This window comes from Cupriavidus sp. 22TCCZM01-5 (genome assembly GCF_057798915.1).
Genome location: NZ_JBYOJR010000001.1, coordinates 208,100 through 229,130, shown reverse-complemented (window position 1 = coordinate 229,130; position 21,031 = coordinate 208,100). Strand labels below are relative to the sequence as shown.

The window sequence follows — 21,031 nt, the reverse complement described above, 5'->3', positions numbered from 1 at the left end:
CGGCTGTGCCCCGGCACGGGCGCCCTGCCGGCGGAACACGGCAAGCGCGGCGCTCGCCGGGACAGCCCGGGCGTCGCCGCATTCGTTGGTATACTTCGTCGCCATGATAGCCAATTTCGATGCGGATCGAGCACTCCGGCTCGCCCGCAGTACCCTCCAGATTGAAGCCGACGCGGTCGCCGCGCTTTCCGGGCGCCTGACCGCCGACTTCGCGCATGCCGTGCAGCTCGTCCTCCAGTGCAGCGGACGTGTCGTGGTGTCCGGCATCGGCAAGTCCGGCCATATCGGCCGCAAGGTCGCCGCCACGCTGGCCTCCACCGGTACGCCGTCGTTCTTCGTGCATCCGGCCGAAGCCAGCCACGGCGACCTGGGCATGGTCACGCGCGACGATGTGCTGATCGCGTTCTCCAATTCCGGCGAGACCGGCGAGCTGCTGTCGATCATCCCGATCGTCAAGCGCATCGGCGCCCGGCTGATCTCGATCACCGGCAACCCGGAATCGAACCTGGCCAAGCTGGCGGACGTGCATCTCGACGCCGGCGTGGAACAGGAGGCCTGCCCGCTGAACCTGGCGCCGACGGCGAGCACGACCGCGGCGCTGGCGCTTGGCGATGCGCTGGCGGTGGCGGTACTCGATGCGCGCGGCTTCGGCGAGGAAGACTTCGCCCGCTCGCACCCCGGCGGCGCGCTTGGCCGCAAGCTGCTGACCCACGTGCGCGATGTCATGCGAACCGGCAATGCCGTGCCTGAAGTCCGCGAGAACACGCCGCTGGCCCAGGCACTGATGGAGATCACGCGCAAGGGCATGGCCATGACCGCGGTGGTCGACCCGGACGGCGTTGCCATCGGCGTGTTCACCGACGGCGACCTGCGCCGCCTGCTGGAAACCCCGCGCGACTGGAAGACCGTGCCGATCGGCGAGGTGATGCACCGCAACCCGCGCGTGGTCCATGAAGACCAGCTCGCCGTCGAAGCCGTGCAGGTCATGGAAGCCAACCGCATCAACCAGTTGCTGGTGGTCGACCATGACGGGCGCCTGGTGGGCGCGCTGCACATCCACGACCTGACCCGGGCCAAGGTCATCTGAACCCCGGCGCGCACGCAACGACACCATGCAGGCTCTCCTGTCTTCCCTCACCGGGATCGTCTTGCGGCTGCTGCCGCTGCTGCTGATGGCAGTGGTGGCCGGCAGCACGTTCTGGCTGGTGCAGATCAATACGCAGCAGGAAGGCACCAAGGTGCCGACCGTACGCAAGCACGAGCCCGACTACTACATGGAGCGCTTCTCGGCCACCGAGCTCGCGCAGGACGGCAGCACCAAGATGCGCTTCACCGGCGACAAGATGGTCCACTTCGGCGACGATCAGTCCTACGAAGTGACCCGTCCCGCCATGCGCGCCTACCAGCCTGACCGCCCGCCGGTGAGCGTGCGCGCCGATCGCGGCAACATGAATGCCGAAGGCTCGGTCATCGACCTGTACGGCAACGGCTTCGTCGAGCGGCAACAAGGCGCCGACGCAGCCAAGGACCCGCTGATGACGGCCGCCTCGGAGTACTTCCGGGTTCTGGTCAATGACGACATTGTCAAGACCGACAAGGCCGTGAAGCTCACGCGCGGCCCGTCGCTCATGACCGCCAACGGGCTGATCTTCAACAACGTTACCCGCGAAGTACAATTGCTGGGCAACGTACGCGGCACCATCATTACCGGTGCGCCCACCCGGACCCCGGGATCCTGACAACAACAGCCGCCCGCGCACGACGGGGCGGCACCGCGGACCTGAGCACCGCGCCTGAACCTCCGCCTTCCTGCGACCCTTGCCAACATGATTGCTTCCCTGACGACCTTGTCCCGCCGGCGCGCCACCCCGTTGCTGCTGGCCGTGGCGACCACGCTTGCCGTGCTGGCGCCGCTGGGCGCCCATGCCGAACGCGCGGACCGGGACAAGCCGCTGGTCCTGGAAGCCGACAACGCCAGCTACGACGACGTCAAGCAGATCTACACGCTGACGGGCAACGTGATCCTGACCAAGGGCACCATGGTGCTGAAGTCGGACGCGGCCGAGATCCGCACCGATCCCGAGGGCTACCAGTTCGCGGTGGCCACGGCCAAGGCCGGCAAGCAGGCCTATATCCGGCAGAAGCGTGAAGGCGTGGACGAGTACATGGACGGCTGGGGCGATCGCATCGAGTACGACGGCAAGCAGGAAATGTCCAAGCTGATCGGCCACGCCCGCATGGCCCGCCTGCAGGGCGCCAAGCTGGTCGACGAGATCCGTGGCGCGGTGCTGACCTACGACAGCCGCAACGAGTTCTACACAGCTGCCGGCGGCGGTGACAACACCTCGGCCGGCAACCCGTCGGGACGCGTGCGCGCAGTGCTCTCGCCGCGCCAGCAAGCTAGCGGTGCGGCCGCCGCCCCGCCACTCGACCTGAAGCCGGCGCCCGCGCCGTCCAGCAAGCCCTGAATTACGCGCCCGAGCGCACCACCGCCACCATGACCGATACCGCAATGCTCGCCCCCACGTCCGCTTCCGCCGCCAACGACGTCCGTGCCGACAGCAGCACGATGGTCGTGCGCCACCTGAAGAAGCGCTACGGGTCGCGCACGGTGGTGAAGGACGTGTCGCTCGACGTGAAAAGCGGCGAGGTCGTGGGCCTGCTCGGTCCGAACGGCGCGGGCAAGACCACGTCGTTCTACATGATCGTGGGCCTGGTGGCGCTGGACGAGGGCGATATCGTGCTCGACGGCAAGCACATCAGCGGCCTGGCCATCCACGAGCGTGCGCGCATGGGCCTGTCCTACCTGCCGCAGGAAGCTTCGGTGTTCCGCAAGCTCAATGTGGAAGAGAACATCCGCGCGGTGCTGGAGCTCCAGCTCGAAAACGGCAAGGCGCTGCCCAAGGCCGAGATCGACCGCCGCCTCGATACGCTGCTCGACGACCTGCAGATCGCCCACCTGCGCAACAATCCCGCGCTGTCGCTGTCGGGCGGTGAGCGCCGCCGTGTGGAAATCGCGCGCGCGCTGGCATCGTCGCCGCGCTTCATCCTGCTCGACGAGCCATTTGCCGGCGTGGACCCGATCGCGGTCGGCGAGATCCAGCGCATCGTCAGCTTCCTCAAGGCACGCAACATCGGCGTGCTGATCACCGACCACAATGTGCGCGAAACGCTCGGCATCTGCGACCACGCGTATATCATCAGCGAAGGCACCGTACTCGCAGCGGGCCAGCCCGAAGACATCATCGCCAACGAGTCGGTGCGTCGCGTCTATCTGGGCGAGAACTTCCGCATGTGAAGCCGGGGCTGAAACTGTCCCCTTGGCAGAGACGATCATGCAGCATCAGCGATAGCAATTTCCGTTCCAACAACGGGAAGATGCGCATAGAATAGGTCGCATGAAACCGTCGCTACAGCTCCGCCTCTCCCAGCATCTTGCCCTCACGCCGCAATTGCAGCAGTCGATCCGGCTGCTGCAGCTTTCCACGCTGGAACTGCAGCAGGAAGTCGAGCAGGCCCTGACCGAAAACCCGCTGCTCGAGCGCGAGAACGACTGGATCGAAAGCCCGCTGCGCGTGGCTGCGGACGGCTCGGTCAATCTGCAGAGCGCACCGGCACCCGCACCAGCGGAACCGCAGGGCAATGGCGAAGCAAACGCCAACGGCGCGGGCGCAGATGAAGAAGGCTACAGTGACAGCGGTGGCGACGATTACGGCAGCGACTGGAGCCTGGACGATTTCGCGCGGCGCCCGCAGGGCGATGACGACGAGAAGACGCCCATGCAGTTGCGCGATGCCGAGCCCACCCTGCGCGAACACCTGATGGAACAGCTCGCGCCGCTGAAGATCTCTACACGTGACAAGGGGCTCGCGATCTTCCTGATCGAATCGCTCGACGACGACGGCTACCTGAGCGCGTCGCTAGAGGAGATCTGCGCCGAGCTGCCCGAGGAACTCGAATTCGAGGTCGAGGAAGTGCAGGCCATACTCGCGCTGCTGCAAAGCTTCGACCCGCCCGGCGTAGGCGCGCGCAATGCCGCCGAATGCCTGACCCTGCAGCTGCGCCGGCTGCAGCACCCGCAGCGCGAGCTGGCATTGTCGATCGTCAACCATCACCTGGAGCTGCTTGCCGTGCGCGACTACACGCGGTTGAAAAAAGCACTGCAGGTGGACGAAGCGGCGCTCAAGGCCGCCCACGAATTGATCCGCTCGCTCGCGCCATATCCGGGCCACGCGTACAGCCGCCCCGAAGCCGACTTCGTGGTGCCGGACGTGTTCGTGCGCAAGGGTGGCGGCGGATGGATCGCGCAGCTCAACCCGGACGTGATGCCGCGCCTGCGCATCAACGATATGTATGCGCAGATCCTGCGCGGAGCCAAGGGAGAGTCCGGCGCGGCCGGCCTGCAGCAGAAGCTGCAGGAAGCGCGCTGGCTGATCAAGAATATCCAGCAAAGGTTCGACACGATCCTGCGAGTTTCGCAGGCAATTGTCGAACGTCAGAAGAACTTTTTCACGCATGGCGAAATCGCGATGCGCCCCTTGGTTTTGCGGGAGATTGCCGATACACTGGGATTACACGAGTCAACCATATCCCGGGTGACGACTAATAAATACATGGCAACGCCAATGGGTACTTTCGAACTGAAGTACTTTTTCGGCAGCCACGTGTCCACCGAAACCGGTGGCGCGGCTTCATCAACGGCCATCCGCGCCTTGATCAAGCAACTTATAGGAGCCGAAGACCCGAGGAGTCCTCTTTCCGACAGCCGAATTGCCGAATTGCTGGGTGAACAAGGCTTCGTCGTCGCGCGCCGTACCGTCGCCAAGTATCGCGAAGCCCTGAAGATCCCTGCTGTCAATCTCCGCAAGACTTTGTAGCCGAGTTGCACCGCCTGCCTGGTGCAGCTCTTTCAGAAGGAGAAGCGCTATGAACTTCAAGATCAGTGGACACCACCTGGACATCACGCCCCCTCTGCGTGAGTACGTGGAAACGAAGCTGGAGCGTATCGTCAGGCATTTCGATCAAGTCATTGGCGTCAGCGTGCTACTCTCAGTCGACAATCACAAGGAAAAGGACAGGCGGCAGTACGCGGAAATCAATCTGCACCTCCGGGGCAAGGACATCTTTGTCGAAGCCCACCACGAAGACCTGTATGCGGCCATCGACGCACTCGTCGACAAGCTGGACCGCCAGGTGATTCGCTACAAGGACCGCGTGCAAGGCCACGACCGCGAAGCGGTCAAGTACCAGATGGCCGAGTCACAATTACAGCAGCAATGATCATGCCTGCCAGTCGTTAGGCTGGCCCTTAGAAAGGGACTGATAAAAGCAAGCCGCGCCATGTAGCGCGGCTTTTTTGCATCCGCGGCCCCAGCCTTGCCCGGGCCGCCGGCACAAGTGTTCGCAACTGGCGCCGCACGGTGTATGCTCTCCAAGACATAGCCGGTGGCGACTCCGGTGCGCCCGCCTGACCCTGGTGCGGCGGCACCAGCACGGGCCGGGACCTACAGGGACCGGCGCTGCATTGCACAAGAACAGGGGAGACGCTGCTCTATAATGGCCGAACTAATGGCCGAACGCCTGGCAAACCATGGCCTCGCCGCAATCCGGCCCTGCTTCGTTTCCGGGCTGAGCAGTCCGATCTGCCTGCTAACTGAAATCCTCGCATCGCCCATGAATCGTTTGGCCAAACTGCTGCCACCCGGCAACATCAATCTCGACGTCAGCGTCACCAGCAAGAAGCGTGTCTTCGAGCAAGCCGGGCTCCTGTTCGAGAACAATCATGGCGTGGCGCGGGCGACCGTGACCGACAACCTGTTCGCGCGCGAGTCGCTGGGTTCAACCGGCCTGGGCGCGGGCGTGGCCATTCCGCATGGACGCATCAAGGGTCTGAAGCAACCGCTGGCTGCCTTCATGCGGCTGGCGGAGCCGATTCCGTTCGAATCGCCGGACGGCAAGCCGGTCTCGCTGCTGATCTTCTTGCTGGTGCCGGAACAGGCCACGCAGCAGCACCTCGAAATCCTTTCCGAAATTGCCCAGCTGCTATCGGATCGCGACATGCGCGAAGGCCTGGCAACGCTGGCCACGCCGGACGCGGTTCACGAACTCCTGACGCAGTGGCATCCCTGATCCTCCCCCTGGGCTGGCAACAGACCGGACAACCGTAAAGTCCGGCACGGTCCCCGCTCCGAAAGTCATACCGCATGGAACTCACCGGCGTCACCTCCCAGTCGATCTTCGACGACAACGCAGCCGACATCAAACTCTCGTGGGTGGCTGGCCTGGAGGGTGCGGATCGCGCCTTCGACGTGGAGTTTGCCCGCGAGGCTACCTCGGCCGCGGACCTGGTTGGCCACCTGAACCTGATCCACCCGAACCGGATCCAGGTGCTGGGCAAGCCCGAGATCACCTATTACCAGCGCCTGGACGACGAGACCCGCAAGCGCCAGATGGGCGAGCTGATCCTGCTCGAGCCGCCGTTCCTGGTGGTGGCCGACGGCATGGAACCGCCGCCGGACCTGGAGCTGCGCTGCACGCGCTCGTCCACGCCGCTGTTCACCACGCCGGTCTCCTCGGCGGCGGTGATCGACCACCTGCGGCTTTATCTGTCGCGCATTTCCGCGCCGCGCGTGACCATGCACGGCGTGTTCCTCGACATCCTGGGCATGGGCGTGCTGATCATGGGCGAGTCGGGTCTCGGCAAGAGCGAGCTCGGCCTGGAACTGATCTCGCGCGGTCACGGCCTGGTCGCCGACGATGCGGTGGATTTCGTGCGCCTGGGGCCCGATTTCATTGAAGGCCGCTGCCCGCCGCTGCTGCAGAACCTGCTGGAAGTGCGCGGCCTGGGCCTGCTCGACATCAAGACCATCTTCGGCGAGACCGCCGTGCGGCGGAAGATGAAGATGAAGCTGGTGGTCCAGCTGGTGCGCCGCAACGACGGCGAGTTCGAACGCCTGCCGCTCGACTCCCAGTACCTCGACGTGCTGGGCCTGCCAATCCATATGGTCAAGATCCAGGTGGCGGCCGGCCGAAACCTCGCCGTGCTGGTCGAGGCCGCCGTGCGCAACACCATCCTGCGCCTGCGCGGCATCGATACCCTGCGCGACTTCATGGACCGCCAGCGCGCCGCAATGCAGGCCGACGCGGTCTCGCGCGGACAGGGCCGCCTGCTCTGAGCGGCGATCGCGACAAGCCGCGGCACGTTTTCAATTGCTTACATCGGCGTTGACAAATAAGTCAACGCGGTGGGGATATGCCTCGTTTTGTGCTGTAATGGGCATCGAGCCCAGTCCGGAGCCGCAGCGCCCGCCGTTGGCTGGCGAAAATGCGGCCACGAAGTTTTCCACAGCCAGGAGAGCAAGCATGAAGAAACTGATCGCGATGTGTGTGCTGGTGACGCCGTTGCTGGCCACCGGCGCCTTTGCCCAGCCGGCCACCCCGGCAACGCCCGCCACCCCGGCAACACCGGCGACGCCTGCTGCTCCGGCCGCGGCGCCCAAGGCCGCGCCCGCATCCGCCGCAAAGGCTCCCACCGCGCAGCAGCAGAAGATGAAGGACTGCAACGACCAGGCTGGCGACAAGAAAGGCGACGATCGCAAGGCCTTCATGAAGCAGTGCCTTTCGGCCAAGGGCGTGCAGCCGACCAAGACCCAGCAGGAAAAGATGTCGGCCTGCAGCAAGGAAGGCAAGGGCAAGAAGGGCGACGATTACAAGGCGTTCATGAAGGAATGCCTGTCGAAGTAATCAGCTGCCGATGCTGACCAGAATGGCGAACCGGGCGGTTCGCCATTTTTGCGTGGAGAGGCCACTGTCATGACGTGGCCACCTCCGGATGCTATGCTTTCCATGCTATGCGCATCATCCTCATCACCGGCATCTCCGGCTCCGGCAAATCCGTCGCACTGAACGTGCTTGAAGATGCAGGCTACTACTGCGTCGATAACCTGCCGGCCCAATTCATCCCCGACCTGGCCCGCTACCTTGCGGCCGAGGGCTATACGCACCTTGGCGTGGCCACCGACATTCGCAGCCGCGAATCGCTGGACCACCTGCCCGACACGGTTCGCGAACTGGCCGAGACCCATCAGGTCGAAGTCGTGTTCCTGACGGCAAGCACCGATGCGCTGGTGCAGCGCTATTCGGAAACGCGGCGCCGGCACCCGCTGTCGATCCTGACCAACGGCGCGCCAGGCACCGAAGGCGATCAGGCGTTCAACGACCGCGCGCTGATGGAAGCCATCGAGATGGAGCGCGAACTGCTCAGCCCGCTGGCCGAGTCCGCGCACCGCATCGACACCAGCAACGTGCGCACTAACACCCTGCGCAGCTGGATCAAGGAGCTGATCCGCGAAGACAGCCAGCGCCTGACGCTGCTGTTCGAGTCATTCGGCTTCAAGCACGGCGTGCCCAGCGACGCCGACCTGGTCTTCGACGTGCGCTCGCTGCCCAACCCTTACTATGACCTGGCGCTGCGCCCGCTGACCGGCCGCGACGGCCCCGTGATCGATTTCCTCCAGGCCCAGCCGATGGTGCTGGCCATGGCGGAAGATATCCGCGCCTATGTCGAAAAGTGGCTGCCGAGTTTCATTGCGGACAACCGCAGCTACCTGACCGTGGCCATCGGCTGCACTGGTGGACAGCACCGTTCCGTCTATATTGCGGAAAGGCTTGCCAACTATTTCCGGGCGCATGGTAATGTGCTGGTGAGACACCGCGAGCTCGCACCGGCTGCATAGCCGCTTGCGTGGCCCTACGGTGCCGCCAGGCAAGTCAAGCCCTGGCAGCCATGGCGGTCGCCGCACCCGATCCGGCGGCCGGTTTCCCCGATCCAGTGGAACGCCAGCCATCGCATGTCCTCGACAGACCTTCTCCGTCACACCGCTCCCGTCGACGCGACGCCGCCGACGCTGGATGACCTGCCCCTCTTTCCGCTGCACACGGTGCTGTTCCCGGATGGCCGCCTGCCGTTGCGCGTATTCGAGAAGCGCTATGTGGACATGGTGCGCAATTGCCTGCGCGATGCAACACCGTTCGGCGTCTGCCTGATCGCCAGTGGCGAGGAAGTCGCGCGGCCCGGCGCGCAAACCGTGCCGGAATCGATCGGTTGCCTGGCAGAGATCGTCGATTGCAATATGGAGCAGCTTGGCGTGCTGCTGATCGAAACGCGCGGCCGCCAGCGCTTCCGCGTGCTTGAGCACCGCAAGCGTGACGACGGGCTGATCGTGGCAAGCGTCGAGCTGCTGCCCGCCGATATCATCGACTGCAAGCTCGAACTGCTGGGCGAATGCCTGTCAGTGCTGCGCCGGATCGTCACGCGGCTGCATGCCGAGCAGCCCGACCGCATGCCGTTCGCCGAACCCTACCTGTGGGACGACCCGAGCTGGGTCACCAACCGCCTGTGCGAACTGCTGCCGGTGCCGCTCAAGGCCAAGCAGATGCTGATGGAGCTGCCCGATGCGGGCATGCGCATCGAGATCGTGCACCGCTACATGCGGCAGCACCACATGGTGTAGCGAGTTGGCTGCGGCGGCGTCAGAACAGGCCGCCGCGGGCCTGCGTCTCGAGCAGCTTGCGCACCGGTGCTGGCGTGCCAAGCACGTCGAGATCGTCGAGCGACAGCCATCGTTGCGCCGGCCCGGAATCCGGTTGGCGCAGCGACAGCGCCGCCATGTCGACCCGGATCGCGCGGATCAGCAGCCGGAAATGCGTGAAGACATGGACCAGCTCGCCGGCCAGGTCGGCGCGCGACGGTTCGCCGAACGCTCGCGCATAGCCCAGCGCGTCCTCCTCCGCGAGTTCCGCGTCGAACGGCACCGTTGCCACCGGCATCTCCGGCAGGCTCCACAAACCGCCCCAGACACCGCTGTCCGGGCGCAACTGCAGCAGCACGTCGCGCCCATGGCGCAGCATGACCATCACGGTGCTTCGCTCCGGCACCGCTGCGCGTGGCTTGGGGGTCGGCAGCGTAGCGGTCAGGCCATCGCGGCGCGCCACGCAGTCCGCCGACAGCGGGCACGCCGCGCCATCGGCCAGACATGCCGGCTTGCCGCGCGAACAGACGGTCGCTCCAAGATCCATCAGGCCCTGCGTGTAGGCCACCATATCGTCAGCCTGGCGCGGCCCCGCTGCGGGCAGCGCGGCCTCGGCCAGCTCCCACATGCGTTTCTCGATGGCACGCTCGCCCGGGTGGCCGTGAATGCCGAAGAAGCGCGCAAAGACACGCTTGACGTTGCCGTCCAGGATCGGGGACCGCACGCCGGCACTGAAGGCTGCGACCGCCGCGGCGGTGGAGCGGCCAATGCCCGGCAACGTGGCCAGCACGGCGGGATCGGTCGGAAACCGGCCCCCATGGTCGCTGACGACCTGCATGGCGCAGCGGTGCAGGTTGCGCGCGCGCGAGTAGTAGCCCAGCCCCGCCCACAGCGCCATCACCTGGTCGGCCGGCGCGGCGGCCAGCGCCTGCACCGTCGGTAGCTGCGCGACGAAGCGCTGGAAGTAGTCGATGACCGCGCTCACCTGCGTCTGCTGCAGCATGATCTCCGAAAGCCAGATCCGGTATGGATCGCGCGTGTTCTGCCAAGGCAGGTCATGCCGGCCGTGCATGCGCTGCCAGTCGACCACGCGCGCGCCGAAGCCGGCGGGAACCTGGATGTCGGGCGGCACGGCGACGGCGTTGGCGGACGAGACTGCAGGGGCGGACTTGCGGGGCATCGGGGACAATCGGGCGCGTGGATGGCGTGGATGGCGTGGCAGGCAAATGGGCCACGCAAAAGAAAAAGCGCCGCACAGAGGCGGCGCCACATGATATACCGGCCAGCCCGGGATCAGGCCACAGCCAGTTGCGCGCCTTCGGTGTCAGCCTCGGGACGGACGATGCGCAGGGCATGGGCCTCGATGCGCCCGCTGCGCTCATCCAGGCCATTGAGCACCTCCTCCAGGTCGGCGATGCGGCTTTCCAGCGTGTCGGTAGCCTCGTGGATGCGTTCGATCGAATCCACGCGGCGGCGCAGCTGCTTCTGGTGCTCGCGCACCTGCGCCTCCAGCGGCGTCATCACGGACTTGAGCCAGACTTCGATATCGCGGTTCAGGTCGCGGAAATTCTCCAGCACGCGGCTGGCCATGGTATCGAACGCCCCCTGCACCAGGTTCGGCCGCGAACGCGTCAGCATGCTGACCGCGCCGAAGTGCGATTGGACGAGTTGCAGGATCTCGGTGAGTTCGGCGACATAGCGCGTGGTCACGAACTGCATCGGCGCGGGCAGCGTGAAGCCGTGCTCGGCGTTGAAGCGCCGGTACATGCTGTCGATGAGCTGGTGCAGCTGGCTGATCTTGTTGTCGGCGTCGGTGATCAGCGTGGTGAGCTGCGCGAACAGCGCGTCCATGTCTTCGCGCAGGCCGCGCGAGAAGAATCGCTCCTTCATCTGCTCGCGCGCGGTGCGCATGGTGCGGCGCACGTCGCGCAGTTGCAGGCTCTTGATGATGTCGGCGCTGTGGCGGCCGAACACCAGGCGCAAGGCCTGGAACTTGCTGATGCTCTGCTCGAACTCTTCCTTCTCGCTCTGCACGCGCAGCAGCATGTGCTTGACCATCGCGTGGTTCTTGCCGCGCAGGCCGCGCAGCTCGAACAGCTGCTCGACGATGTCGCGGCGGCGGCTCTGCAGCAGCTGCTGCGCGCCGCGCGACATGTCCTGCACCGCGCGGTGGACCTGGTCGGCCACGATCTCGCGCCGGCGCGGGATCAGCTGGTCGGACAGCACGTGCTCGAAATGCGGCAGGCCACTGCGTGCCAGCAGCGTCTGGTCATGCGTGACCTTCGCCACCAGGCCCTTCTGCGCCGACACCGGATAGACGCGCCCCTGCTCGATGCCGAGCACCTGCGCCGTCGAGGTGACCTGGCCCGAGATCTCCTTCGCGATCTCGGCCTGCGACTTCAGCGGGTCCCACAGGCCGTCGATCTTGTTGAGCACGGCCAGGCAGCCGCGCCGATGGCCTGCGCCTACGTGCCCGCGCCAGAGTTCCAGGTCGCTCTTGGTCACGCCGGCGTCCGCGGCCAGCACGAACACCACCACGTGTGCATCCGGGATCAGGCGCAGCGTCAGCTCAGGCTCGGTGCCGATCGCGTTCAGCCCCGGCGTATCGAGAATGACCAGCCCCTGGCGCAGCAGCGGATGCGGGAAATTGATGACCGCGTGGCGCCAGCGCGAGATCTCGACCATGCCTTCGGCATCCACCGCGTAGGCGGCATCGGGATCTTCCTCGTGGTACAGGCCCAGCGCTTCGGCCTGGGCCGGCGGCACGCGGATGGTCTCGACCACATGCTGGAACGCGGCCAGCATCCCCTCGGGCGACGATGGGTCGAGCGGCACCGAATGCCAGTGCGACGCGGACGTGCCCGCTTCGAGGAAATCCGCGGTCGAGGCCTCCTGCAGCCGGGTTTCGATCGGCAGCAGGCGGATGCTGGGCGGCTCGTGCTCGTCGTAGCGCAGCTCCGTCGGGCACATGGTGGTGCGTCCCGCCGACGACGGCAGGATGCGGCGCCCGTAGTCGGCGAAGAAGATAGCGTTGATCAGTTCGCTCTTGCCGCGCGAGAACTCGGCAATAAAGGCGACCTTGAGCCGGTCGCTGCGCAGCACGTTCTGGATGCGCTGCACGCGCTCTTCGGCCGTCGCATCGTAGAGCTCGTGCTGCTGCAGCCACGACTGGAATTCGGCCAGCGCCTGGAGTACCCCGGTTCTCCAGGCGCCGTATTGTTCAAATTGGTGTGCGAGCGTTGTCATGGCGGCGGTTCGGCTGGGTTCCTGTCCGGCAATCTGGCGCAAGTGCCGACTTTGCAAGCGGGTGCGTTTTTGTAACTTTTTATGTCTGCGCACAAGATACAGGTTTCCGGGGCGCTTTTGTGGAATTCGCGTCCCTTGGCAGGAGAGTGTTGCGCCGAGCCATCGACGCAGGAGCGGCGCGGCCTTCCGACCTCCCCTGAGACTCCGCGTTTCAGTGCTGGCAGTGCGTGCAGTAGAAGGTCGAACGCTGACCCTGGACGATCTGCCGTACCGGCGTGCCACAGACACGACAGGGCTCCCCGGCGCGGTCGTAGACAAAGCAGTCGAGCTGGAAATAGCCGCTGGCGCCGTCGCTGCCGACAAAGTCGCGCAGCGTACTGCCACCGCGTTCGATCGCCTGCGCCAGGGTTTCGCGCACGGCCAGCGCCAGCCGCTCGCAGCGCGCCAGGCTCAGCCGGCCAGCCGGCGTGGTCGGGCGGATGCCCGCACGGAACAGGCTTTCCGAAGCGTAGATGTTGCCCACGCCGACCACGATCGTACCGGCCAGCAATACTGTCTTGATCGCGGCGGAGCGCCCGCGCGTATGCCGGTGCAGCCAGCCACCGTCGAAATGCGGATCAAACGGCTCAATGCCGAGCCCGCGCAGCAATGGGTGCCCGGGCAGCATGGCCTCGCTCAACGGGCTCCAGAGCACCGCGCCGAAACGGCGCGGATCGCGAAAGCGCAGCACGATGCGGCTGCTGCCGGCGTCATCCAGCACCAGATCCAGGTGGTCGTGGACACCGGCGGGCGGCGCATCCGGCAGCACGCGCAAGGTCCCGGTCATGCCCAGGTGAACCAGCAGCCAGCCGGCATCGCCCGTAACTTCGTCGACACACTCCAGCAGCAGGTACTTGCCGCGCCGTTCGATACGCCGCACCAGGCGTCCGGCCAGGCGCGCCTCCAGGTCGTCCTCGACCGGCCAGCGCAGGCCCCGGTGGCGCACCGTCACGTCGGCAATACGCCGCCCCACCACATGCGGCAGCAGGCCGCGCCGGGTCACTTCGACCTCCGGCAATTCAGGCATCGAACCTCTCCGTTGGTTACCGCTCCAAACTCCTGCCGGCAGCGCGCCCGCATGGCTGCGCCGGCAAGCAGCGCATTGTAGCGGCAGGCTACAATGCCCCTATCATTCGAACACCTGAGCGCGCCGGAGCAATCATCACATGTCGGAACTTTTTCCGGATCCCGTTGCGAGACCCGCTGCGAACGCTGTCCCGGGCCGCGCGAACTTTCCCGCGCAGGCCAGCGCCAGGCGCCACCTCCGGTCCCTGACCGCGGCCGCCTGCCTGGCGCTTGCCGCGATCGGCGCGGTCCAGGCCGCCCCGGCGCAGGCCGACAAGGCACCGGCCGGCGTCGCGCTGCCGAACGTGCCGCTCACTGGCGACATCATGTACAGCGTGATGGCCGCCGAAATCTCGCTGCAACGCGGACTGGTGGGACCGGCCTACCGTACCTATGTCGAACTGGCGCGCTCCACGCGCGACCCGCGCTTCGCCCAGCGGGCGACGGAGATCGCCTTCAATGCGCGCATCCCGCAGCAGGCGCTCGATGCCGCGCGGCTGTGGAGCGACATCGCGCCGGGCTCGCCGGCAGCGCGGCAGGTGCTGTCGACCCTGCTGGTGCTCAATGGCCGCTGGACCGAAGCGCGGCCGCTGCTGGCCCAGCAACTGGCCGGCGTGCCCGCCAGCCATCGTGCCGAGAGCATCCTCCAGCTTCAGCAGCAGATGTCGCGCACGAGCGACCCGGCCGGCGCGGCTTCGTTGCTGCAGGACCTGACCCGGGACGACGCGCGCTTGCCGGAAACCCAGCTTGCGATTGCCCGGGCGCAGGAGATCGCCGGCAACATGCCCGCCGCGCTCGCGGCGCTGGACGAAGCGCTGCGGCTGCGCCCCGACTTCGAGCCCGCGGCGCTGATGGCGGCCGAATTGCGCGCCGAGAACGAGCCCGCTCAGGCCATTGCCGGCCTGCGGCGCTTCCTCGACAAATCGCCGCGGTCCGTCAGCGGGCATATCACGCTGGCGCGCCTGTACCTGATGCGCAACGACATGCCGGCGGCGCGCCAGGAGTTCGAGACGCTGCGCAAGGTCGCGCCAAACGACCCGCGCGTGCCGCTCGCACTGGGCCTGACCAGCCTCCAGGCCAGGGAGTTTGGCGAAGCCGAGCAATACCTGAAGGAGTACCTGCAGCTCGCCGAGAAGGTGCCGACGGCCAATCCGGACATCGCCTTCCAGTACCTGGCGCAGATTGCCGAAGAGCGCAAGGACTACGCGGGTGCGATCCAGTGGCTGGAACGCATCGAGGACAGCCGCCTGGCTCCGGCCGCCGCGGCCAAGCGCGCGCAGTTGCTCGCGCGCATGGGCAAGCTCGACGATGCCCAGGCCATCTTCGGCGACATGCTCAGCGACGCCGAGGACATCTCCGATCCGGCCCAGCGCGCGCAGCGCATGATGGCCATCCGCCAGGCCGAAGTCGCCACGCTGATGGAGACCAAGTCCTACGACCGCGCGCGCAAGCTGCTCGACGAACGCATCACGGCCGAGCCGGACAATGCGGACTGGATCTACGAGCTGGCCATGCTGGACGAGCGCCTGAAGCGCTACGACAGCATGGAAAAGGGCCTGCGGCGCGTGATCGCGCTGCAGCCTGAGCAGAAACAGGGGTACAACGCGCTCGGCTACTCGCTGGCCGACCGCAACGTGCGCCTGCCCGAAGCGCGCAAGTTGCTCGAGCGCGCCTCCGAACTCGGGCCCGATGATCCATACATCATGGATAGCCTGGCCTGGGTGAAATTCCGTATGGGCGAGCTGCAGCCGGCGGCGGAACTGCTCAAGAACGCCTATGCCAAGGCCCCCGAGGCCGAGATCGGCGCGCACCTGGGCGAAGTGCTGTGGCAGCTCGGCGAGCGCGACGAAGCCCGCAAGACATGGACCGAAGCCGCCAAGATCGAGCCGGAGAACGAAACCCTGGTCGACACCCTGCGCCGCTACAACGTGCTGCTGTCCAAATAGGCCCAGGCCTGTCCGTGCGACTGGCCGTGCCATCTGTCGCGGGCTGCCCCACCAGGGCAGCCCGCTTTCCTGAATGCCAACCATGAACCGATCCCGCCGCCTGGCCCTGCTATGCCTTGGCGCACCCATGCTGCTGGCAGCCTGCGCCAGCGTAGCGCCTTCGCGCAGCTTCGATGCGGGCGAGACCGCCGCAAGCCGTCACTACACCGGCCGCTTTTCCGCAAACTACGTCCGCTATGGCCGCGACGAAGGCGTACAGGGCAACTTCCGCTGGGAGGAACAGGGCCGCAACGTGCGCCTTGACCTACTGTCGCCGCTGGGCCAGACGCTGGCCGTCGTCACCGCCACGCCATCGGGCGCGACGCTCGACCTGCCCAACAAGCCGCCACGCAACGCGCCCGAAGTCGACAGCCTGCTCGAGGAGGCGCTCGGCTTTGCGCTGCCGGTGGCCGGCATGCGCGACTGGCTGCACGGCCGCCCGTCGGCCGGCCGTCCGGCCAGCGCCACGCGCGATGCCCAGGGCCGCCTTGCCACACTGGCCCAGGATGGCTGGAGCGTGCGCTATGTGGCCTGGCAGGACGCGCCCCCCGGCACGCAGACAGCCGCGGCGCGGCCGCGCCGCATCGACCTGGAGCGCGACAGCGGCCCCACGCCGCTGTCGGTCAAGCTCGTGATCGACCCGGAGGAAACACCTTGACCGAAACCATCAAGCTGCCGCCGCCGGAACTGCGCGATTGCCCGGCCCCGGCCAAGCTCAACCTGTTCCTGCATGTCACGGGCCGGCGCCCGGATGGCTACCACACGCTGCAGACCGTGTTCCAACTCGTGGACTGGTGCGACACCCTGCATTTCCGGCGCCGCGACGACGGCATCGTGACGCGCGTCACCGACATCCCGGGCGTGCCGCCGCAGACCGATCTCGTCGTACGCGCCGCGCGTGCGCTACAGCAGGCGACCGGTACGCGCTACGGCGCCGACATCGAAATCGACAAGATCCTGCCGATGGGCGGTGGCATCGGCGGCGGCTCATCCGACGCGGCCACCACGCTGCTCGCGCTCAACCGCCTGTGGGGGCTTGGCCTGCCGCGCGCGGAGCTGATGCGAATCGGGCTGACGCTGGGTGCGGACGTGCCGGTCTTCGTATTCGGGGAGAACGCCTTCGCCGAAGGCGTGGGCGAAGAACTGACGCCCGTGGAGCTGCCGGATAGCTGGTTCGTGATCGTCCATCCGAAGCAACACGTGCCGACCGCTGAAATTTTTTCGGATGAGTGCTTGACAAGGGACACACCCCTCTCCATAATTGCGGTCTTCGCTGCTTGCACAAACAAATTCTCTTTCGGTCGCAACGACCTGGAAGCGATAGCAACAGCGAAGTTCGGCGAAGTTGCCCGAGCCCTTGAATGGCTGAAGCAGTTCAATCAGCATGCAAGGATGACCGGTTCCGGAGCCTGCGTGTTTGCACGTTTTCCCGACGAGCAGACGGCGCAGCAGGTCCTGAAGCGGTTGCCTCCCGAGTGGGATGGCAGGTGTGTGCGTAGTCTGGCACATCACCCGCTCGCAGCGTTCGCATAGCAAGTTATCGTTCGGCGCGGTATTGCAGTCAGGTACCACGAAGAACGGCAAGGTTGTGTAGGGGAGTCGCCAAGTTGGTCAAGGCACCGGATTTTGATTCCGGCATTCGAAGGTTCGAATCCTTCTTCCCCTGCCATTACATTCCTATAGTGTCGTTACGACACTCAGTATTAGTCACCGGCCTCGCCGGTGACACCAAGCTCCCCCAGCAGCAAGACAGGTGCCCCGAATGAGCAGCGAAGGCTTGATGGTATTTACCGGCAACGCCAACCCCAAACTCGCGGAGGCTGTCGTACAGCACCTCGGCATTCCGCTGGGCAAGGCGCTCGTTGGCCGTTTCTCCGACGGAGAAGTTCAGGTCGATATCCAGGAAAACGTTCGCGGCAAGCACGTCATCGTGCTGCAGTCCACCTGCGCGCCGACCAACGACAACCTGATGGAACTGATGGTGATGGTCGACGCGCTCAAGCGCGCCTCGGCACGCAGCATCACCGCCGCAATGCCCTACTTCGGCTACGCCCGCCAGGACCGCCGCCCGCGTTCGGCGCGCGTGGCGATCTCGGCCAAGGTCGTGGCCAACATGCTGGAAGTGGCCGGCGTGGACCGCGTCCTGACCATGGACCTGCACGCTGACCAGATCCAGGGCTTCTTCGATATCCCCGTCGACAATATCTACGCATCCCCGGTACTGCTGGGCGACCTGCGCGAGAAGAACTACGGCGACCTGCTGGTCGTGTCGCCGGACGTCGGCGGCGTGGTCCGCGCCCGTGCGCTGGCCAAGGAACTGAACTGCGACCTGGCGATCATCGACAAGCGTCGTCCCAAGGCCAACGTGGCCGAGGTGATGAACATCATCGGTGAAGTCGATGGCCGCAACTGCGTGATCATGGACGACATGATCGACACCGGCGGCACGCTGTGCAAGGCGGCCCAAGTGCTGAAGGAACGTGGTGCGCTGAAGGTCTTCGCCTACTGCACGCACCCCGTGCTGTCCGGCGGCGCGGCTGCCCGCATCGCGGACTCCGCACTGGACGAAGTGGTGGTGTGCGACACCATCCCGCTGTCGGAAGAAGCGGCCAAGTGCGGCAAGATCCGCCAGCTGTCGACGGCTCCCCTACTGGCCGAGACGTTCACGCGTATCGTCAAGGGCGACTCGATCATGTCGCTGTTTGCGGGTTCCTGATAGAATTTTCAGCTTTGCCACGCCGGTTGCGGATATTCCGACGACCGGCGTGATGTGGCCGGCGCATCGGTTTCGATTGCGCCACAACAGGGCTGTCTGGTCGCGGACAGCCTTCTTTACTTTGGAGTCATCATGAAAGTAGTCGCTTTCGAGCGTAGCGTACAGGGAACGGGTGCGAGCCGCCGCCTGCGCAATTCGGGCAAGACCCCCGGCATCATCTACGGCGGCGCCGCCGACCCGAAGATGATCGAACTGGATCACAACGCGCTATGGCATGCCCTGAAGAAGGAAGCCTTCCACTCGTCGATCCTGGACCTGGAAGTTGCCGGCAAGTCGGAAAAGGCCCTGCTGCGCGCATTCCAGATGCACCCGTTCAAGCCGATGGTGCTGCACGTCGATTTCCAGCGCGTGTCGGCCTCGGAAAAGATCCACGTCAAGGTGCCCCTGCACTTCATGAACCAGGAAACCGCTCCTGGCGTGAAGCTGGGCCACGGCCTAGTCAACCACATCGTCAATGACCTGGAAGTGTCGTGCCTGCCGGCCGACCTGCCTGAGTTCATCGAAGTGGACGTCGGCACGATGGAACTGGGCCAGACCCTGCACCTGGCTGACCTGAAGCTGCCGAAGGGCGTGACCGTCGTGACCCACGGCGACGAAAACCCGGCCATCGCCAGCATCTCGCTGCCGGCTGGTGCCGCTTCGGCTGCCGAAGGCGCTGCTGAAGGCGAAGGCGAAACGCCGGCTGCCTAAGCAACCTAAGCTGCCCGAGTTGCCAGACCGCACCGCGGCCTGGCAGCAAGACGGAAAGAACCGCCGGTCATGCCGGCGGTTTTTTTTGGCGTATGCTTGGCGCCTGCAGGGCGACAGCGCCCGCGCCGCCATCCAAACCAGTTCATCGCATGATCAAGCTCATCGTCGGCCTCGGCAATCCCGGCGCGGAATACGAGGCTACCCGCCACAACGCTGGCTTCTGGCTGGTGGACCAGCTTGCCCGCATGGGCGGCACGACGCTGCGCGTCGAAGGCCGCTTTCACGGCCTGGCCGGGCGCGCACGCCTGTGGGACCAGGACATCTGGCTGCTCAAGCCGTCCACGTTCATGAACCGGTCCGGCCTGGCCGTGGTCTCGCTGGCCCGCTTCTACAAAATCCTGCCCGACGAGATTGTCGTCGCGCACGATGAGATGGACCTGCCGCCGGGCGCCGCCAAGCTCAAGCGCGGCGGCGGCGCGGGCGGCCACAACGGCCTGAAGGATATTGCCGCCCACCTGACCACGCAGGAGTTCTGGCGCCTGCGCCTGGGCGTGGGCCATCCGCGCAACCTGCCCGGCGGCGCCGGCGCAGGCCGCGAGGATGTCGTCAGCTTCGTGCTCAAGCCACCGCGCAAGGAAGAGCAGCAGGCGATCGACGAAGCCATCGACCGCTGCGTTGACCCGCTGGGCCTGCTGGCACGCGGAGAGTCCGAGCGCGCAATGATGGCGCTGCACACGACGCGCTGATCCCCGGCCAACAAAAAACCCGCCTTCCGGCGGGTTTTTTGTTGCGAGTGCGCCGAGGCGCCAACGGGTCAGGCCGCGTGCTTGGCCGCGGTCAGCAGCCGGTACCGCTGCATCAGGACTTCGTGGGTCTCGACGCGGTTCGGATCCTTGGGGATGCAGGCGACGGGGCAAACCTGCTGGCATTGCGGCTCGTCGAAATGCCCGACGCATTCCGTGCACTTGTTGGGGTCGATTTCATAGATCTCGGGCCCCATCGAAATGGCTTCGTTCGGGCACTCGGGTTCACAAACGTCGCAGTTGATGCAGTCGTCGGTGATCAGTAGCGCCATGATGTTTCCTTCCAGCTGACGCGCCCGCGCCCGAACTGGCCGCGGATCGACGCGTCTCAAACCGTTATTTTATTCCGGTTTGCCGATTTTCTCTTGCAGCCAGCGCTCCACCGACGGGAACACGAACTTGCTGACATCGCCACCCAGCACGGCAATCTCGCGCACGAAGGTGCCGGAGATGAACTGGTACTGGTCCGACGGCGTCAGGAACATGGTTTCCACGTCCGGCAGCAGGTAGCGGTTCATGCCCGCCATCTGGAACTCATACTCGAAATCCGACACGGCGCGCAGGCCGCGCACGATTACGCGCGCGTTGTTCTTGCGGACAAAATCCTTGAGCAGCCCGGCAAAGCCCTCGACACGCACGTTGGGGTAGTGGCCCAGCACTTCACGAGCAATGCTGATGCGCTCTTCGAGCGAGAAAAACGGACGCTTGTTGGGGCTGTGCGCCACGCCAACCACCAGCTCGTCAAAAATATTCGACGCACGGCGGACCAGATCCTCGTGCCCCCGGGTCATGGGATCAAACGTACCGGGGTAGACCGCGATGGCCATACTTCCTCCTTGATCTGCCCGCTGCCGGTCCTTTTCCGGACCGCCCTGCCTACCGGCCGCGCCGGGTGGT

General features: G+C 65.7%; 22 protein-coding genes and 1 tRNA gene. 18 read left to right on the top strand and 5 right to left on the bottom strand.

Translation table 11 applies throughout. From position 1 onward, the window contains the following. The first annotated feature begins 103 nt into the window (after nt 1-103). From AC3FNH_RS01185 to AC3FNH_RS01135, 11 genes are all read left to right on the top strand, one after another. Entirely contained in the window at nt 104-1,087 is a 984-nt protein-coding gene (locus AC3FNH_RS01185; protein WP_488718790.1) for a KpsF/GutQ family sugar-phosphate isomerase, read from the top strand. 25 nt (nt 1,088-1,112) lie between these two features. Next, the gene (gene lptC, locus AC3FNH_RS01180; RefSeq protein WP_488718789.1) at nt 1,113-1,739 is read left to right on the top strand and encodes an LPS export ABC transporter periplasmic protein LptC; all 627 of its coding nucleotides are present in this window, start codon (nt 1,113-1,115) and stop codon (nt 1,737-1,739) included. Nucleotides 1,740-1,826: 87 nt separating this feature from the next. Then, entirely contained in the window at nt 1,827-2,468 is a 642-nt protein-coding gene (lptA, locus tag AC3FNH_RS01175) for a lipopolysaccharide transport periplasmic protein LptA (RefSeq protein ID WP_488718788.1), read from the top strand. A 29-nt stretch (nt 2,469-2,497) separates the two neighbouring features. Continuing rightward, nucleotides 2,498-3,298, top strand: a complete 801-nt coding sequence (gene lptB, locus AC3FNH_RS01170) for an LPS export ABC transporter ATP-binding protein (RefSeq protein WP_488718787.1) — start codon at nt 2,498-2,500, stop codon at nt 3,296-3,298. Between the two features lie 100 nt (nt 3,299-3,398). After that, entirely contained in the window at nt 3,399-4,877 is a 1,479-nt protein-coding gene (locus AC3FNH_RS01165) for an RNA polymerase factor sigma-54 (protein WP_276099373.1), read from the top strand. Between the two features lie 49 nt (nt 4,878-4,926). Further along, nucleotides 4,927-5,280: a ribosome hibernation-promoting factor, HPF/YfiA family gene (gene hpf, locus AC3FNH_RS01160; RefSeq protein WP_276099372.1), complete on the top strand. Its 354-nt coding sequence runs from the start codon at nt 4,927-4,929 to the stop codon at nt 5,278-5,280. A 393-nt stretch (nt 5,281-5,673) separates the two neighbouring features. Further along, complete coding sequence (locus tag AC3FNH_RS01155; RefSeq protein ID WP_483710338.1) at nt 5,674-6,129, top strand: PTS sugar transporter subunit IIA; 456 nt, start codon at nt 5,674-5,676, stop codon at nt 6,127-6,129. A gap of 74 nt (nt 6,130-6,203) precedes the next feature. After that, nucleotides 6,204-7,175, top strand: coding sequence for an HPr(Ser) kinase/phosphatase (hprK, locus tag AC3FNH_RS01150; protein WP_011296542.1), 972 nt, complete (start codon nt 6,204-6,206; stop codon nt 7,173-7,175). A gap of 187 nt (nt 7,176-7,362) precedes the next feature. Further along, complete coding sequence (locus AC3FNH_RS01145) at nt 7,363-7,743, top strand: PsiF family protein (RefSeq protein WP_488718786.1); 381 nt, start codon at nt 7,363-7,365, stop codon at nt 7,741-7,743. Nucleotides 7,744-7,850: 107 nt separating this feature from the next. Then, nucleotides 7,851-8,735: an RNase adapter RapZ gene (rapZ, locus tag AC3FNH_RS01140; RefSeq protein ID WP_488718785.1), complete on the top strand. Its 885-nt coding sequence runs from the start codon at nt 7,851-7,853 to the stop codon at nt 8,733-8,735. Nucleotides 8,736-8,849: 114 nt separating this feature from the next. Continuing rightward, on the top strand, nt 8,850-9,512 hold the full coding sequence (locus AC3FNH_RS01135; RefSeq protein WP_488718784.1) for an LON peptidase substrate-binding domain-containing protein: 663 nt from the start codon (nt 8,850-8,852) through the stop codon (nt 9,510-9,512). Nucleotides 9,513-9,531: 19 nt separating this feature from the next. Here the strand turns inward: AC3FNH_RS01135 and mutY are convergent, their stop codons facing one another. The 3 genes from mutY to mutM all read right to left on the bottom strand — a co-directional run bounded on the left by mutY (nt 9,532) and on the right by mutM (nt 13,842). Continuing rightward, the gene (gene mutY / locus AC3FNH_RS01130) at nt 9,532-10,710 is read right to left on the bottom strand and encodes an A/G-specific adenine glycosylase (protein ID WP_488718783.1); all 1,179 of its coding nucleotides are present in this window, start codon (nt 10,708-10,710) and stop codon (nt 9,532-9,534) included. 113 nt (nt 10,711-10,823) lie between these two features. Next, a complete protein-coding gene (locus AC3FNH_RS01125) occupies nt 10,824-12,776 on the bottom strand; it encodes a dynamin family protein (protein ID WP_276099365.1) in 1,953 nt (650 codons plus the stop codon). A 211-nt stretch (nt 12,777-12,987) separates the two neighbouring features. After that, a complete protein-coding gene (gene mutM, locus AC3FNH_RS01120; protein ID WP_488718782.1) occupies nt 12,988-13,842 on the bottom strand; it encodes a bifunctional DNA-formamidopyrimidine glycosylase/DNA-(apurinic or apyrimidinic site) lyase in 855 nt (284 codons plus the stop codon). 139 nt (nt 13,843-13,981) lie between these two features. Here mutM and AC3FNH_RS01115 point away from each other — a divergent pair, with 139 nt between their 5' ends. The 7 genes from AC3FNH_RS01115 (at nt 13,982) to pth (ending at nt 20,077) form a co-directional block, all read left to right on the top strand. Then, entirely contained in the window at nt 13,982-15,826 is a 1,845-nt protein-coding gene (locus AC3FNH_RS01115; RefSeq protein WP_488718781.1) for a tetratricopeptide repeat protein, read from the top strand. 82 nt (nt 15,827-15,908) lie between these two features. Next, the gene (gene lolB, locus AC3FNH_RS01110; protein WP_488718780.1) at nt 15,909-16,523 is read left to right on the top strand and encodes a lipoprotein insertase outer membrane protein LolB; all 615 of its coding nucleotides are present in this window, start codon (nt 15,909-15,911) and stop codon (nt 16,521-16,523) included. An 8-nt stretch (nt 16,524-16,531) separates the two neighbouring features. Then, the gene (gene ispE, locus AC3FNH_RS01105; protein WP_488718909.1) at nt 16,532-17,398 is read left to right on the top strand and encodes a 4-(cytidine 5'-diphospho)-2-C-methyl-D-erythritol kinase; all 867 of its coding nucleotides are present in this window, start codon (nt 16,532-16,534) and stop codon (nt 17,396-17,398) included. Nucleotides 17,399-17,457: 59 nt separating this feature from the next. Beyond that, nucleotides 17,458-17,534: transfer RNA gene (locus AC3FNH_RS01100), tRNA-Gln, on the top strand. A gap of 93 nt (nt 17,535-17,627) precedes the next feature. Next, the gene (locus AC3FNH_RS01095) at nt 17,628-18,581 is read left to right on the top strand and encodes a ribose-phosphate pyrophosphokinase (protein ID WP_276099360.1); all 954 of its coding nucleotides are present in this window, start codon (nt 17,628-17,630) and stop codon (nt 18,579-18,581) included. 132 nt (nt 18,582-18,713) lie between these two features. Continuing rightward, nucleotides 18,714-19,331, top strand: a complete 618-nt coding sequence (locus AC3FNH_RS01090) for a 50S ribosomal protein L25/general stress protein Ctc (RefSeq protein ID WP_276099359.1) — start codon at nt 18,714-18,716, stop codon at nt 19,329-19,331. A gap of 149 nt (nt 19,332-19,480) precedes the next feature. Then, entirely contained in the window at nt 19,481-20,077 is a 597-nt protein-coding gene (gene pth / locus AC3FNH_RS01085) for an aminoacyl-tRNA hydrolase (RefSeq protein ID WP_276099358.1), read from the top strand. A gap of 68 nt (nt 20,078-20,145) precedes the next feature. Here the strand turns inward: pth and AC3FNH_RS01080 are convergent, their stop codons facing one another. Further along, nucleotides 20,146-20,406, bottom strand: coding sequence for a YfhL family 4Fe-4S dicluster ferredoxin (locus tag AC3FNH_RS01080; RefSeq protein ID WP_011296529.1), 261 nt, complete (start codon nt 20,404-20,406; stop codon nt 20,146-20,148). Nucleotides 20,407-20,475: 69 nt separating this feature from the next. Next, nucleotides 20,476-20,961, bottom strand: a complete 486-nt coding sequence (coaD, locus tag AC3FNH_RS01075; RefSeq protein WP_276099357.1) for a pantetheine-phosphate adenylyltransferase — start codon at nt 20,959-20,961, stop codon at nt 20,476-20,478. Nucleotides 20,962-21,031 lie beyond the last annotated feature (70 nt).

What these genes read in the sequence shown, in the direction of transcription:
- AC3FNH_RS01125 (WP_276099365.1), bottom strand. Translation starts at nt 12,776, where the DNA reads ATGACAACGCTCGCACACCAATTTGAACAATACGGCGCCTGGAGAACC.
- rapZ (WP_488718785.1), top strand. Translation starts at nt 7,851, where the DNA reads ATGCGCATCATCCTCATCACCGGCATCTCCGGCTCCGGCAAATCCGTC.
- mutY (WP_488718783.1), bottom strand. Translation starts at nt 10,710, where the DNA reads ATGCCCCGCAAGTCCGCCCCTGCAGTCTCGTCCGCCAACGCCGTCGCC.
- lptA (WP_488718788.1), top strand. Translation starts at nt 1,827, where the DNA reads ATGATTGCTTCCCTGACGACCTTGTCCCGCCGGCGCGCCACCCCGTTG.
- AC3FNH_RS01185 (WP_488718790.1), top strand. Translation starts at nt 104, where the DNA reads ATGATAGCCAATTTCGATGCGGATCGAGCACTCCGGCTCGCCCGCAGT.
- lptB (WP_488718787.1), top strand. Translation starts at nt 2,498, where the DNA reads ATGACCGATACCGCAATGCTCGCCCCCACGTCCGCTTCCGCCGCCAAC.
- hprK (WP_011296542.1), top strand. Translation starts at nt 6,204, where the DNA reads ATGGAACTCACCGGCGTCACCTCCCAGTCGATCTTCGACGACAACGCA.
- AC3FNH_RS01145 (WP_488718786.1), top strand. Translation starts at nt 7,363, where the DNA reads ATGAAGAAACTGATCGCGATGTGTGTGCTGGTGACGCCGTTGCTGGCC.
- pth (WP_276099358.1), top strand. Translation starts at nt 19,481, where the DNA reads ATGATCAAGCTCATCGTCGGCCTCGGCAATCCCGGCGCGGAATACGAG.
- AC3FNH_RS01095 (WP_276099360.1), top strand. Translation starts at nt 17,628, where the DNA reads ATGAGCAGCGAAGGCTTGATGGTATTTACCGGCAACGCCAACCCCAAA.
- AC3FNH_RS01155 (WP_483710338.1), top strand. Translation starts at nt 5,674, where the DNA reads ATGAATCGTTTGGCCAAACTGCTGCCACCCGGCAACATCAATCTCGAC.
- AC3FNH_RS01165 (WP_276099373.1), top strand. Translation starts at nt 3,399, where the DNA reads ATGAAACCGTCGCTACAGCTCCGCCTCTCCCAGCATCTTGCCCTCACG.
- AC3FNH_RS01115 (WP_488718781.1), top strand. Translation starts at nt 13,982, where the DNA reads ATGTCGGAACTTTTTCCGGATCCCGTTGCGAGACCCGCTGCGAACGCT.
- AC3FNH_RS01080 (WP_011296529.1), bottom strand. Translation starts at nt 20,406, where the DNA reads ATGGCGCTACTGATCACCGACGACTGCATCAACTGCGACGTTTGTGAA.
- mutM (WP_488718782.1), bottom strand. Translation starts at nt 13,842, where the DNA reads ATGCCTGAATTGCCGGAGGTCGAAGTGACCCGGCGCGGCCTGCTGCCG.
- coaD (WP_276099357.1), bottom strand. Translation starts at nt 20,961, where the DNA reads ATGGCCATCGCGGTCTACCCCGGTACGTTTGATCCCATGACCCGGGGG.
- AC3FNH_RS01135 (WP_488718784.1), top strand. Translation starts at nt 8,850, where the DNA reads ATGTCCTCGACAGACCTTCTCCGTCACACCGCTCCCGTCGACGCGACG.
- lolB (WP_488718780.1), top strand. Translation starts at nt 15,909, where the DNA reads ATGAACCGATCCCGCCGCCTGGCCCTGCTATGCCTTGGCGCACCCATG.
- AC3FNH_RS01090 (WP_276099359.1), top strand. Translation starts at nt 18,714, where the DNA reads ATGAAAGTAGTCGCTTTCGAGCGTAGCGTACAGGGAACGGGTGCGAGC.
- lptC (WP_488718789.1), top strand. Translation starts at nt 1,113, where the DNA reads ATGCAGGCTCTCCTGTCTTCCCTCACCGGGATCGTCTTGCGGCTGCTG.
- hpf (WP_276099372.1), top strand. Translation starts at nt 4,927, where the DNA reads ATGAACTTCAAGATCAGTGGACACCACCTGGACATCACGCCCCCTCTG.